This window comes from Nostoc sp. UHCC 0251 (genome assembly GCF_034932245.1).
GTDB lineage: Bacteria > Cyanobacteriota > Cyanobacteriia > Cyanobacteriales > Nostocaceae > Nostoc.
In genome coordinates, this window is record NZ_JAYGHD010000003.1 from 24456 (window position 1) to 38844 (window position 14389).

The 14389-nt window shown below is 44.3% G+C and carries 7 protein-coding genes; all 7 read right to left on the reverse strand.

Annotated features, from left to right (window positions below; all coding sequences use genetic code 11):
• Positions 1–12: 12 nt before the first annotated feature.
• Positions 13–2868, reverse strand: coding sequence for a BREX-6 system phosphatase PglZ (pglZ, locus tag VB740_RS00880; RefSeq protein ID WP_323198216.1), 2856 nt, complete (start codon positions 2866–2868; stop codon positions 13–15).
• Complete coding sequence (pglX, locus tag VB740_RS00885) at positions 2865–6848, reverse strand: BREX-6 system adenine-specific DNA-methyltransferase PglX (RefSeq protein ID WP_323198217.1); 3984 nt, start codon at positions 6846–6848, stop codon at positions 2865–2867. Before pglX ends, pglZ begins: the two co-directional genes overlap by 4 nt.
• A 314-nt stretch (positions 6849–7162) precedes the next feature.
• Positions 7163–10783, reverse strand: a complete 3621-nt coding sequence (brxC, locus tag VB740_RS00890) for a BREX system P-loop protein BrxC (protein ID WP_323198218.1) — start codon at positions 10781–10783, stop codon at positions 7163–7165.
• A 37-nt stretch (positions 10784–10820) separates the two neighbouring features.
• A complete protein-coding gene (locus tag VB740_RS00895; protein WP_094351989.1) occupies positions 10821–11453 on the reverse strand; it encodes a BREX protein BrxB domain-containing protein in 633 nt (210 codons plus the stop codon).
• Positions 11450–12304 (reverse strand): hypothetical protein, encoded by an 855-nt coding sequence (locus tag VB740_RS00900; protein ID WP_323198219.1) that lies wholly within the window; start codon positions 12302–12304, stop codon positions 11450–11452. The genes VB740_RS00895 and VB740_RS00900 overlap by 4 nt, the downstream gene beginning before the upstream one ends.
• Before the next feature lie 5 nt (positions 12305–12309).
• A complete protein-coding gene (gene brxE, locus VB740_RS00905) occupies positions 12310–12891 on the reverse strand; it encodes a BREX-6 system BrxE protein (RefSeq protein WP_094344588.1) in 582 nt (193 codons plus the stop codon).
• 639 nt (positions 12892–13530) lie between these two features.
• Positions 13531–14382 (reverse strand): hypothetical protein, encoded by an 852-nt coding sequence (locus VB740_RS00910; RefSeq protein ID WP_323198220.1) that lies wholly within the window; start codon positions 14380–14382, stop codon positions 13531–13533.
• Between the last annotated feature and the right edge of the window lie 7 nt (positions 14383–14389).

Genomic DNA, 14389 nt, shown 5'->3' on the forward strand with positions numbered 1-14389 from the left:
TACATTAATCTGTTAATTTTGCTTGACATAGCGTTTACCGTTGCTGGTTGTTTCAATCCTGACTGAGAAAGGAACCTTCTTCAGGTGTTCCTCAAAATCTAAGGAGAAACGCCGCACCAGTCTGGCTGAACCAAGGATTTGGTTTAGTTCCGGTTCTGTGATTGAACCGTGTTGCTGGAGGTGGAAGAACACACGCCGAACGGTTTCATCCTCGAAACTATCTTGCCAGTCAGTATTTTTAGGTAATTCGGTAGCTGTAGAAACCTCACCCTGGATCAATGACCCAGAGACATTGAAATAAGTTTGAGGAACTATTGCCTCTACATCTTCAACATTATCTGGGTGATAAATTTCCAGACGGACACGTTCATCTCGCTGTCCCTTGAGGTCAAAAAGCACCTCAATCCAATCTCCTTCGACGGCAATTTGGAGTTGCTGGTTTTTGACTTCTGCACCAGGAGCATCCTTAATCGTAACTTGGATATCAGGTCGCTCTGGTACGCGCAAAGCGACATTAATTTCCCTGGCTCCCACAAAACTGAGAACGCCTTGGGCAACAGGCGCGGGCTTAACCCTAACCCGAATCCGGCTACAGTCTAAAATACTTGGCTCTGGTTTGGCTTCAATGAGATATTTCACCATTGCCAAATGAGACTGATGACGATGGGATACTGTTAGTACAGGAATAACTCGCTCTTGAAGGCTATTCCCACCATGTACAAAGGTAGCGCCAGGATTGCCAGTGGCAAAAACAGCAGTATCTTTACGGAATAGTAAGTAACCTTCTTGTCCTTCGTATTTAAGGGCATTTAAAGAAACTGTTACCATTCCTTCTTCGGAGCGAGGTTCTTTGGCAAGAATATAACGGCGATTGGAGTCACGATAGGGTTTTTCTTGGGTGGTTTGGTCTTGTAGGAGAAATCCGTGGTCAGCAGTAAATACAAACTCATTTATACCAATACTTTTGAGGTGGTTCCAGGCTGACTTGATTTGTTGAAGCCAAGTTTCAAAGGTTGCTAAACCTACATTAGCTTCGCCTGCATCGTCAATTTCTCTACTGTGAACAACAACAAGATTGGTATTAGCACAGCTTTGTTTGAGGCTGGTGGTTGACCAATTGCAGACTTCTGCCAGAGTCAGACCCCGAACTTTTCTACGACCTGCACTGATATTATCAACACTCTTCTCACTCATAGCCCGGACTCGTTCATCAGGCTTTCGCACAGTATACTCACCTGTTTTAAAACCTTTGAAACCATCATTACCCGCTAATACTACCCGACCATTTTGGTTAACGGGGGCGAGGATGTTCATCCCGACAGCAGTGATGCTGGGTAATTCGGCATATCTCCCTTTCAACGTTACGGTAGTACCAGCCCCTTCAAATTCTTGGATAAGTTCTGTTGCCATTTCGTAGCGGAAGGCATCAATCAGAAAGTAAGCAACTTTTTTATTACCTTGGGTGAGGGGGTGTACTACTTGATCGTAGAGAGTGCGTTGTTGAAGGCCATCATCGGGTAAAAAGCTTTCTGTGGTGCAGATGACGGCAAAATCTTGCGCCAGCGTATCAGCCCAATTGCGGTACTGAAAACGAAGCTTATCGGCAGCTTCTAGGAGTTGGGCGAAGTGGGGTAAGGTGGGTTCTAGGAGTTTTAACCTCTGCTGCTCAAAGCGGCGATGTGCTTTGTCTACTTCAGAGCCAGTTTGTGTATAGTATTCTAAAGCTTCTCTGAGGGTTTGTTTGCCCTTAAGCTGCCCTGAACCTTGAATCATGTAACCCAAAGTGGCTGCATCTTTGATTAATGACCATTCTAATCTGCGAGTGCGATCGCGTTCTAGCCAAAATGAAGCAGACTCGGTGTGAGATTGTGACCAGTGCAAGGCTTTCTGAAATTCCCCAGTCAGCAGTGCTTGTACAGCACCCTGTAAAATGGCGGTTTCTTCCCACTGGAAGGTTTCAAATTGTCCCAGGTCTTCGGGGCTAATTTGATTAAGTTCTTGTTCTAGATGGGATTCTACAATTGCTGCTTTGGCTGCATAAATATCTGGATGGCGTTTTCGCAGATATTCGACGAGTTGCTTGCAGGTCTTTCGCAAAGGTAGAGAAAGTTGGGTCAGGGGTTGAAGTGCTTCAAGATGAGGAGGGCGAGTGAGGTCATGGACATATTCAACGCACATCAGCCAAGCAGCAAATGTTTCGCCCAGGTCGAGGAAAGATAGGGGTGTGTCGCCGTGAAAGAAGCACACAAAAGCTGTGTTCATCCCTGTGTGACGGTAAAGATGTTCTGTTAAGGTGTTGAGAGCAGTTTGGTCGCTGATTCTCGATTGCAGTACTTTGTCTTCGCCCAGGATACCGTCTACAATCCACTCCAAACTGAGACTTGTTAAATAAGCCCCTAGTCCGTCCTGGGGTTGGGAAAGGTTATTTTGCAGCCACTCCTCGGCAGATGGTAAGTCAGTGATGCCATTGTTAAGGTAGTTTTCGATACTAGCAGGGTTAATGCGCCCTGTGACTGCTTCCCGAATTAATGTGTCAAAGGCTTTGCGGAAACGGTAGCCGGCGCGGTAAAGTTCCAGAATAGGAGTTTTGCGGATAGTTTCTTCCGTATGACCGGGCATGTGAATTAACAACGGTTCGGGGTCAAGTCCATTGCCATAAGTTTCGAGGGCAAGTACCATCTCTAAGTAACTGCCGCGAAAGCCAACGACTGGGGCAAAAAAGTCACCACGGTTATAGCGGGCTATTAACTCATCAACATAACTGTTGTAGTACCCGTCTTTATCTAGCCAAATAACGATACCGCGTTGACGCAGTTCTCGCTTCAGTTCTGCTTCCAAAACTGCGGTAATGGGATTTAAGTGACTCATGCGGCCTCCTCTTCTTGCTCAAACAGAGGGCCGTAATCTTCCTCTTTGGTTTCTTCTTTTTTGCGTTTGCGTTCCCGTCGCTTCTCTTCTTTCTCGATAATTTCCCGCACTAGCTGGGGATTTTCTCTAGCAAAGGCTAGGCGCAAAGTATCAGAGTTGGTTTCCTCAATAGTAAAATCTTCAGAAATCTCATCTTGCAACCGCAGTTCCCACTCGTAAGCTTTAGCTGGGTGATATTTCCAAAAGCAACTGTGGGCTACGGCGAGGGAAGGATCTTGTTTGCATTTACCATCAACTCGTTTGGGAAAATAACGGGCGGCTAAATGTGACCAATCATAATCTTTTTTACCTTGGGCGTTGCAGAGTTCTGACCACCATTTCTTGGGTTGGTTCCACTGGGGTTCGAGTAAGGGCCAGAGGGCTGCACTATTGACCATCACACCGTCGTCCAAATCCATTTTGAAACGAGCATCAACTTCGCGCGGGATATCTCTGGCATTGGCTGGGGGTGGCCCTTGTTCCGCGCACTGTCTCACGAGGTCGATAAATGCTTTGAATTCTTCGTGGAGTTTTTGTACTTCGCTGTAGCGTTCTTCGGCTTTTATTTGTGTTTTTTTATCGTCTTGATGTCTTGCTGTGGTCAGGTCGTTGAGTTCGCCTTCTAGTTGGCTGAGTTCGGGGATGAGGTAGTCTGCTAATAAAGTTTGCAAAGTGTTGTCAGCCCAACGATGAATGCTGACAAAGGCAACGAAGTTTTTACGCGGGGATGAAAGGGGAAAGTAAATTGGGCGGCTTTCGTACATCCCTAAGTGAACTTCTTTAAAGAAGGATAACCGCAACCATTTGCGAAGTTGGGTTCCTTTGGCAATAATTGAGCCGTACTCGTGCCAAGTTTCTTGGATGGGTTTACAGCTTGGATGTTCTAGGCTGTCTTTTTCAGAGTAGGCGGAGAGATAAAGGATACCGTGGGGGAGTGCAGTTGTGGGGGCTTGGTTGAGGATACCTTCGCCATTTGCGCCAAATCGTCCTAATGCTACACCGATGGCATAGGATACAAAATTAGTTGCAGGCGGCTCTTTATAGATGGGTTCATACTTTGGTAAGGGTATGCCAGGCTTACGGTCTACTGATGTTTGTGCCCATTCTTGAGCATAGTTCCAAGCGGATGTACCTGGTTTTTTGAATTCTACGGATGTTTCGCGGACGGCTTCGTGTTCGGTGAAAGCTTGGTCTAGTTTGGTGAATATTTCGTCTGCTGATTCTATGGAAAAGAGAGGGAGACGGTTAACATCCCCTACTTCAAAATTGACAGTTGGGTTCAGAGCCGTCATTATTTGCTTACTTAAAGTGCTATTCATTAGTGCTGTTACATTCGGTACATCACATGGGAATAAAGACGAACTTGCATTGCTAAAAATACTATGGAAACGATGCTTTCGAGCAGAAAATGATGAGCCAATAGTAGAATATGCAATACCTTCTCTATAAAAGAAATTTTCACTAGCCAACACAAATGCGTCACGGTTTGTCTGTTTAGATTTTAATAACTTGATTTCAATAGCTCTATTCCACCAATTAATCACTAATCTTAGTGGTTCTATCCACTTATACCCAGCAGAACCCTGAACTAATGGATGCCATCTTATATAAGTATGGTAGGAAACTTGGCTATCTGACTCGTTGTCTATTTTCCATAAGTTTATTTCTTTAACTTCCCACGGAAGCCTAGTAAAGCGTGGGTTATTACCTGTTGATTGTGCAGCTCGACCTGGACAATAATCCTCTATCTTTGGAGTCTTAGTATATTTTTTAAGAAAATCATTATCCCACCAATAAATGAGGGGCTTTTCTTTAATAAGATTAAAGCGATCGCTCCAAAATTCAAATCGTTTTGCTTGAGATAATAGTGCTGCCAGCTTTCTTTCTATATTTCCTGCTGTTTTCAAGTCTTCTGGTGTTGGTCTAAATGCAATACTAATAGCTAAATTGGGAGAAGCTTTATAAAAAACACTCATTGCAACAGATAAAATTACCTGTGCTGCGGATACTTCTGTAAATGCTCCTGTTTCTAAATCTCCTATCAATCGAAGATCAAAATTTTCTACTAAATATTCCCGAATCTGTGAGTATTGCTGAATAAACATCCAATTCCGCATTGTCAACAAGGCAGAGATACCCCCAACTTTTGCTAATTGCAAACCCCGTTCCAAAAACACTGCATACAAATCCGCCTTTCCTTTTGGGTAATTCTTCGTAATATACCCAGCATCCGCCATCTTACCCGTCCCCTGATACGGCGGATTGCCAATCACCAAATCATAACTATTTTCACGCACTATGCGGATAAATCTGATACCTGCTGCCAACTGCTCACCCCGCAACCGCAAGCCCAAATCATCGCCACTGGTACACCGAGAGAGAAATTGCTCAAGTTTATCGAGTAAAGAAGCTTTCGTCTGCTGAAAGTTGAAATCTGGTTTTTGCTCACCAAAGCCTGCAAAAATATTCCCCTGAATCGCCTGCTGAAACTGACTTTCATACTCACTAATTGCTGCATCCACTGCCGTATCTACCTTCAACAGGGTTCCTAAATAATCTGCTCCCTGCAAAGCATATACAATCTGATTTGTCAACTTTTCAGGAATTCCCGTAGCTTCCGTCACCTCTCGCCGCAACTCCACTAACGCCGGATCATCTGCTGGTAAAGAAGCCAACTGGAGATTAGATGCAACCAAATTCAGATGTTTAGGACTTGCGTCAGGAGAAAGCAGCTGCGCCTTCAGTATCAACGCCGCCGCCCCAATTTGTATTGCTCTGGGATCAATATCAACACCATATAAATTGTTCTCTAAAATCGACTCAACAATTTGGCGATCGCTCCAATTTTCCCCCCGATGCCTCGCCTCTTCCTGATAAAGTGTAAATAACAATCCAAAGGCAATTACGAGAAAATGCGCCGAGCCGGTGGCAGGATCAAGAATTTTTAGCGATCGCACACTCTCTGGTGCATGAGTGACTGCATCTGCGGTTAATGGTTGGGGAACCCAATATTTCCAATTTTCTTCAATTCCCGGTTCAATTGGCATTAATGCGTCTAAAGCCACTTCTCCTTGTTCGCGCTTTTCTCGCCACTCTTTACGCCTTGCTTCCAAACGAGCTAAAGTTCCATCAGCCTCAACCTCAGCCGTCCAACCGTGCTTTTTGCACATTGCCAGCCACATCTGCCCCAAACTGTTATGGAGTAACCACTCCACCATGTAACGCTCTGTAAACATTTGGGTTTTGCTAGCAATTTCATGGGGTTCTACCTTCCCACCCCCATTTAATTTGGCATCTAGGGCTTCTCGTTCTGGGTCGTTCCAGTATTGGTAAACCCACCCCAAAGTTGTATCGTCCAGCCAAACATCCTTTAATTCAGCTGCATCCAAAGCCTCAATTGCTGCTCTCAAGGTACTGGCTGGAACTGGGAATAGTGCTGTAACTCCGACATTACCAAACAAACCAGGCAATTCCTGAGCCAGTTCATCGTAGAGTAATTGCAGTAGTGTTCCGTATCCCTCAGTTTCATCCTTGCACAAGTCCGGTGCAAAATCTCGAAACTCCCGATAACCCCGACTCTGCCAACCTCCGGTTAATACAGCAGGTTTAATTAATCCGTGTGCTTCCATCTGCTTAATTACTATCAGCCGATTGAGCAAGGTTGCAGCTGCGAGCTTGACAGCCGTTTTCAAATAGCGATCGCGTATCTCATTTCCTTGATTCTTACTTTTACCCTGACTACGGGATTGCTCATCTAACCATTGTTCTAAACGTTGCCGCTTTACCCGTTGTTCTTCTGCTAATCCGGCTTTACTTACAGCAGTAATCGACAATCGATACGTGCTTTCTACGGCGTTTTGCAAATCAGTAAGCAAACGTTCTCTTAAAGCACGAATTGTACTGGATAATTTGGATTTAGCTTCAGGGGTGAGATAGGACATTGGGAATAGGGAATGGGGAATGGGGAATTGGGGATTGGGAATTGGGAATTGGGAGTTAAGAGTTAAGAGTTAAGAGTTAAGAGTTGGGAGTTAAAAGTTAGGAGTTAGGAGTTAGGAGTTAGGAGTTAGGGATTGGGAGTTAGGAGTTAGGAGTTAGGAGTTAGGGATTGGGACTTGGGAGTTAAGAGTTAAGAGTTAAGAGTTAAGAGTTGGGACTTGGGAGTTAGGGATTGGGACTTGGGAGTTAGGAGTTAGGAGTTAGGGATTGGGACTTGGGAGTTAAGTATTTATGCTTCTTATTCCCCATGCCCCATTTAAGATAAGCGAATGCGAGTATTGGGTTTGAGTTGAGCTAACAGCCGCTCTTTTAACTGGTTAACTAGTGCATCAATTTCTGCTTCTGTGCTGACTTCACGACCACTAAGATTTAGCGGTAGCTGCACTACTTGATCTTCGGTGACTTCAGACAAGACATCATCAAGCCTGTTATTAGCAGTAGTCTCAGCCTTCTGGAGCTTAATTAGTGCTGAATCTTTGAGTTCTAACAAACTGGGATAGAGTGCATCCTGAGTTGTGTCATAGGTCGCTTCTTGAACGGAACGGAACACATATTCTCCTTGCTTTTCGTTTAATTTGATAAAATTTTGGCGCTGTTTGAGTCGTCCTTGAATTGCTTTGGCTTGCTTTTCTTGACTCTCAATCAAGTTCAACCGCACGGCTTTATAGTGCTGTTCAATTGTTTGTAGGTGAGGTTCTAAACTGTTAATGTCCCGCCAAGAGCGATCGCTATTTAGCTGTTCTTCTAAAGCTGCGATCGCTTCAGTAATTTCTGTCCAACGCTCAACCTGCTTGAGTTGAGCTACTTGGTTATCCCGAATATTAATTGCCTTAGTTACGGCATCCACTGCACTATCGGTCAAATCTGTCAAGGAAATACCAAGTTCTTGAATCCCATCTCGCAGTGCATCGAGATTTTTCTTAACTGCAATCACAGTGTCTTCAACTTGGCGAGAACGGGTACACTTTTCCAGGGACTCGCGTAACTTGACTAAAGCTGGGGGTAAATTTGGTCGGTTTGGTAGTCGATTGTACCGCCGTTCTAATTCTTGTAATCGTTTGACCTGTCCGGGGAACTGTTGGAAAACTGCATCAGCGATCGCATCATTTTCCCGATCCAGTTCAACATCTAATGAGTCTTTGAAGAATTTACAAATGGCAATTTTGTCACGAGGGCTAATGCTGGTTTCATTGGGAGGTAGCAAGTCGGCACGTTTGATGTCCCGGTCTTTAGTGAACATATCCTTAGCGCCAGGGTCACGCACCGATGTAATTTCTGGGCCAGTTTCGGGTCGAATCCGCACCTTAGTAGCCCGAAGTAAACCCACCAAGCAAGCCTTAACCACATCTGCGGGATAGCCGTAGGGCGGCCCACCAAAGTGAGTTAGCAGCACATTACCAGAAACTCCATTTTGGTCTTGAATGTACTGACCAATTCGGGAGGGAACTTCACCGCTACAGGTTGGCATATATTTACCTGCATCTAGTTCGAGTATGCCCAGCCCATCTTTCATAAATTTGTGGGATGGGCCAGATAAGTTCGGCTCTAAAAGTTGCGCTAATTCACCTGGAGTAACTGCCACATCTACATAATGGCTGTAAAGATCCGGCAAAATGTTTTCCCCTATGCGTCCAAGCACAGTAGTAAAAGTTGTACCGTGTTGCTGCTTGTCGATTTGTCGTCCCCGGAAGAAGATTTCACCATCCATAAAGGACTGAGCGATCGCTTTTTGCACTTCTTTCTCTAACACGTCACGGCGACTTTCTTCTTCTCCAAGTAAGTTTCTCTTATCTTTGGTAAGAGATTGTTTGCGACTTTCATACTTACTGATGATGTGCTGGGATTTGGCAAGTTCTCGTACTTGGGCTGCAACATTATCGCAAGTGCCTACTACCCAAATTAAGCGATCGCGGAAGTTTGAGCGATCGCTAGTTTGTATCCAAGTTGTAGGGTTTCGCTCTTCTTTATTAGTGAGATAGCGAAAATCAATAGTCAGCACAGCTGGGTCGTTTGAACCTTGAATACGCTCATCTTGTCGCTGACGACCATCACTATAAATAGCTAACCAAGGAAACGATTTGTTTTTGTAGCGGGGGCGTTCTACAGTGCCTAACAGTGACTTCAACTTATCTGCCACAATCAAACTAATAGCATCAGTAATCACGCTGTGATTATCTCGCTCGCGCTGCCATTCTTGCCCAGCAGAACTTTGAATTTTATAGCCAAGTTTATCAGAATAAGAAAGTAGCCCTAATCCCCGCAACTTCTCTAAGGCTGCTGTACTTGATGGCTCATTGTTGCCCATTCCCAACTGAGAATAAAGACATTGGCTAATCAAAGTAACAGTTGTCGCTTCTTGTTCTTGAATCAACTCCAAAAGTGCCACTGCTTTTGCGACTTTTATCGCCATCTCGTCTTTAATAACTTCTTCATGGCTGAACAAACGTGCTAGCGTAGTTTGCACATCAGCGTCTAAAGCCGACTGTTGCACTTCATAAATGCTATCGATAGTAACTAACGCGCCTAGTTCCTGTTCTCCTAGTTTCTGTTCCCGGAACAATTCCCCCAACAGTTGCAGTAGCCCGCGAATGGCATGGTCATCTCCCTTCGCACGACTGGAACGGGTACGCAGGTTTGATGTGATTTGCATCAGTAAATCTACGTAACCGGGCAGCATGGGATATACTTCAATAAAATCCTCTTCAGTGATGGAATCGCACTTGTAGCCGTAGAGTTTGAGGTCGCTACGGTGCTGGGCAAAAAGCGATCGCAACTGGGCTTCTTTCGAGGAAGCTTTTTTCAAAAGCCGCTTATGCACAACATCTCGAATGTTGGTAGGTGCAAGATGAACTCTAAGCTTGGGTGGAAAGCGATCCTTGAGCTTACCAATGTTGCTTTCATCCTCACTGTCTTCCAGCTTTTGCTGCCCTGTGGCTAATAACCATACTTGTCCTTTCAGTTTTTGCCCCAAATCAGAAACAAACGACTGAAGCTTGAGCATTCGCTCCGTATTCTGGTGTATATACTGGCTTACCTCATCTACTACAACGAACAAGGTTTTACCAGAGGCGCGGTGATTGAGCATATTAATGATGGCTTTAGTCGTTTCCGAGGGCGAGGTTCCCATTCCCGTTTGAGCACCAGCACGACTATCAAACCAACTCATGGGGTCAGTGTAACGGCTAGGATACATAGCGTGCATAACTTCAGAGAAAGCTTCCTCAGCCAACTGATCGCTCTTCGCTTTTGACCAAGGTTGTCCCAAAGTCTGCTCTACACAGATTAAAAACTCCTGCCATTTCCCATCCAGTTCTAGCTTCAGTTCTAGCTCGGCAACATAATTACTAATAGTGCAGTAGCCCAGATGTGCTTGTACTTCCCGCTTGACTGCTGAATGGATATGCTCGTCATCCCGTGCTACTGCACCAATATCAAAGACCACGGCTAGGGGATCGATCTGACTACGAACTCGATTCCAAGCATCTTGAAACTCTTGGGTTTTGGGAGAATCATCCCGCGCTAGTAAGGCACTTGCTACCGTCCGATTATCGGGTAAAACCATGTCATTGAGAGCCAGTCCTAAAAGCTTGGCAAAACTCGATTTCCCAGATCCATAAAAACCTGAGATCCAGGATGCTGGAAGTTCTGCCCCACCCGGTTTTTGTAATTCTTCTGCCATAGAATTGAGCAGCTTCACAAACTGCTCGTGAATTCCCGACTGCACACGCTTGTGGCGGGGGTCAGTTTCGGGATAGCCGCCTGTGATAATGTATTCAGAGACTTCTTCTAAGACCTTGGCAGGCTTTTGCTCATGGAAATAAATGACTGGGGCAATATTACGGGTGACATCAGCAGCAAAAATTTCCTTAATTAGCATGGCATCACCTCTCTAATAGTTGCAGTAATAAAGTCAGTCATGAGTAAATTCGAGGTCGATAGTCCCGGTCAGAGGGCAGTTCGTCCATAAAAGACAGAGCGTTCAAATCCCTTCGCTCCCCTGGATAAAGGAGAACAACAGGCAAGTTGCTTGTCTTACCATCGATATGCTTAAGAAGTGCTGATGAGCGAAAAAATGGATACAGCCCTCCAGCACGTCCCAAAAAAATCAAGGTGCGGTTGATTTCACCTGGGTGTTTATCTGAAAAATCATCGATTAAGGCAATAACATCTTTGGCAATCCCCTCAGCCCCTTCAATGTAAAGTGCAATTTTGTCTTTTAAATGATTCAGCGCCCGGTTTGGGTCTTTGGCATAGAGACGATGCTCTGTGCGAATAATACTTTCTAAAACCCTTGGTTCTTCTCGCTTGAGTCTGTCTAAAAACAAGCGCTGAAGAGAGATTGCTAGGACATTCCAACCTTGTCCCTTCAGGTCATCTGTTAGTACCCGGATTTGAGCGCGAAGTTTAAATTCTTCACGAGGATCGTAAAGTAGAATGGCAAATCGGTAGTTCCGCATTGTGCTAATTTTGGGGCCACCTTCATCGAGCAAGTCGCTGCGTAGTGCCTGCACCGCAGACATTTGAAGGTCAAGCAAAGATCCAATCATGCTTGTTCCTCCCACTTCGCTTCTTTGGCGTAGTCTCTCGCAGAGAGGATTTGCATCGCCCAAGCTTTCAGGTCAACATAATGCCAGCCAAAATCATAAAGATCGCCCATGCGGGTAAATGATAACCCTGGTAGACGGCTCAACCTCTGTTCTAAAAAGCTGTCAAATAGACCGACAGAGTTGAAATAAGGATTACTGAGAAGTGAACCTTCAAAATATAAGTCACGTAAAAAATACAACCAGTAGGCTAGAGCTTCATCAGTCACCTTGGGATATTTGAGGCTACGCATCCCTGAGTTTTCCGAGCAAAGTCCCGCAGCAGCAGAGGCGGCTATCAAGCCAGTTGCCATACGAAAGGTTGTTGCAGCAGACCACTCACTTTCCAGCTGCTGAGTTACCCAACGTGCCACTATGTCCCGGTCAATGCCAGAATTGGGTTGTAGACGGCGTTGTTCTAAAAAAACACCAGTAAAATTACGGTAGATGGGATCGCTCAATTGCATATGCCAGTGGCAGATATTTTGGCGAGTTGTGGGATCGTTAGGTCGCCAATGTTTAAGAACTTCTAACGACATTGGATAGGCTTCAAAGCGATGGCTGAATTCTAATAGCAGGCTGCGAACACGTGCCATGCTTTTACTACCAAACCAACGTTCTTCAAAAGCAACAACTGCCCGTTGTTCTTTAGGTATATCTATCCTGAAGTGTTCCCAGTAGGCGCGGCTTTCTTCTAGCGCTAAAGATGTACGTAGCAATCTGGTATGGAATTGACTGACTTCTTTGCCATGAAACAACATAGATTGGGCTGCTACTGGATGGAGGAGTTGCCGCTGAATTACTTTAGTAGCCATCGAATTTAGCGCTCCTCCAAACGGTAAAAAGGCATGGGGTAGCTCTCTACAATTGGCAAAAGTGCAAACGCCAGCTTTCTAGCACATTCGTCTAATGCCTTGAGCATTTCACCAAAAATTTCCCGTCCACTAGGAACCACTTTAAAATCCACCTTTTGCTGCGGAATACTGATGGCTTCCTCGAAGTCAGCCGCAGAAAAAGGCTGATAGATATCCAGAGATAAAGGTAAAACATCTACCGGTTTGACCCCGCTCTGCTTGTGGAAAGCCAGTCGTTCTGTCAACTGTTCATCAACGGTAAACCCCCAAAAAAACAGCGTTCTTACAGCATCAGGCTTCGCCATATCTAAGCGCTTACGCCGATCTTGCTGGATTGCTGCCTGTCGTACCGCTTGTAAGGATGCCCACTGATGCGTCTTGGGAAAGAGCCGCCCAAATAAGTCACCACCACCATTTTCATCAATTAAGTCTGTACGCCACCAGTCGAGACGCTTGGGGTCACAAACTCCTTCTCCAGCCCAAGCGACTATTATTTGAAGTGCCAAAATATTGTCTAATGTATCTTTAGTAACCTTATTAGCTAGCATTAGAATTATAAAAGTTTAAAATTTTACTGTTTTACTTGAAACTATTTAGACATAAGCTTCTTCACCAACTTTGACAACATTACTTGTTGCAAATGTTGATATTAAAGTCAAAATAGTATTAAATTCCTGAAAAGTTTCAATTGATTAATAAGTAATATCCACTAAAATATTCAATACACATTAACTTGAAGCGTTTAGAATGCCCTGCGTAGTAATACGGGATAAAATCAATGTGAATTATTGTTATTTTTAGAACTTACGCATCGTACATAAGTACTACACGCAATTTGGCTATTTCAGCCGTGTTTAGCACTCAGCGATGTCTACGACGGGCTACGCCTACGCAAATATGGGAATAAATCGGGGTTATGCAAAGCGCCTGAAACGACCAAGAATCGTAACCCATACTATGGCCAATTTGTACAGTGTGTAAGTCCTAATTTTGTTAACTGCAAGTAGAATTATTTACAAAAATTTTGCAGATATATTTAAATCCTCTGCTATCTAAAAGATATAGCTTCTGGTGATGGAGTGCTGATTTGAAAATCTGAATCGTAAGGCGGGAATTTATGCAAGCCTCTCAAAGGGAGGAGCTTCGCTAACACAGATTCGTTGATTAGCTCGATTCAAATGAGTATTCTATCGTTTAAAAAATAACAACATTCCATGTGGATTATCTAAAGATACATCTTTATTACTATTGTGATTCTGCGACTCATCCCCTTGCAAATCTTGACTTGAAAGTGAGTACACATCAGTTGCAACAAGCTGATATCCTTGATTATTTAAATAACCAACTAATTTATCAGGTATGACATGAGACGTGCCGTAACTTGGTAACAAATTATGTTCAATTTTATCCTGGTCTAAAATATTTAATTGCACAACACCTGTACGAAAAAATATATCAAAATCAATCGACTCAACTAAGCCACTTGTAGTAATTTCAATTGAATCTAATTCCATCGCTAGTTGCTCTATACTCGCAAAATTCCGCGACCACGGGTTGCCCATTAAAAATAGCCTTATCGATATTGCCTCTGGCTGCACCTTCACGATATCAAGTAATGTTGCTGTAACCGCATGTGGTTGTAAGTAATCTAATACTCCATGAACTGAAACTAGCCGCAGGCTGTTAGGAGCATAAAGTTTTGTCAATTCTAGTTCTGCTAGATTGCGATCGCAAAAATAATTTAACTGTAGGTTTGGGTATTGGCTGCGTAAAGCTAAAAACTTTTCTGGCGGCTCAGTAGCAATGTCGTAACAGTCGATTGTCGGAAGTTGGTAGCGCGTCAAGTCAACTCCCTCAAAACCAAAAAAAACTTCACGTTCGGCAAAACCTGCACCCAAGATAGCTGCACTATCACCGTTACCTGAAAGAATCGCTTCCCAAGTCAGGGGATAAACATTGGGGGTAAGCTCCAAAAGTCTAGCTCGACTAATCTCTAGAATATTGCCACTGCCCTTGTTTTCTAGGAATCTTACTGCCATAAAACCT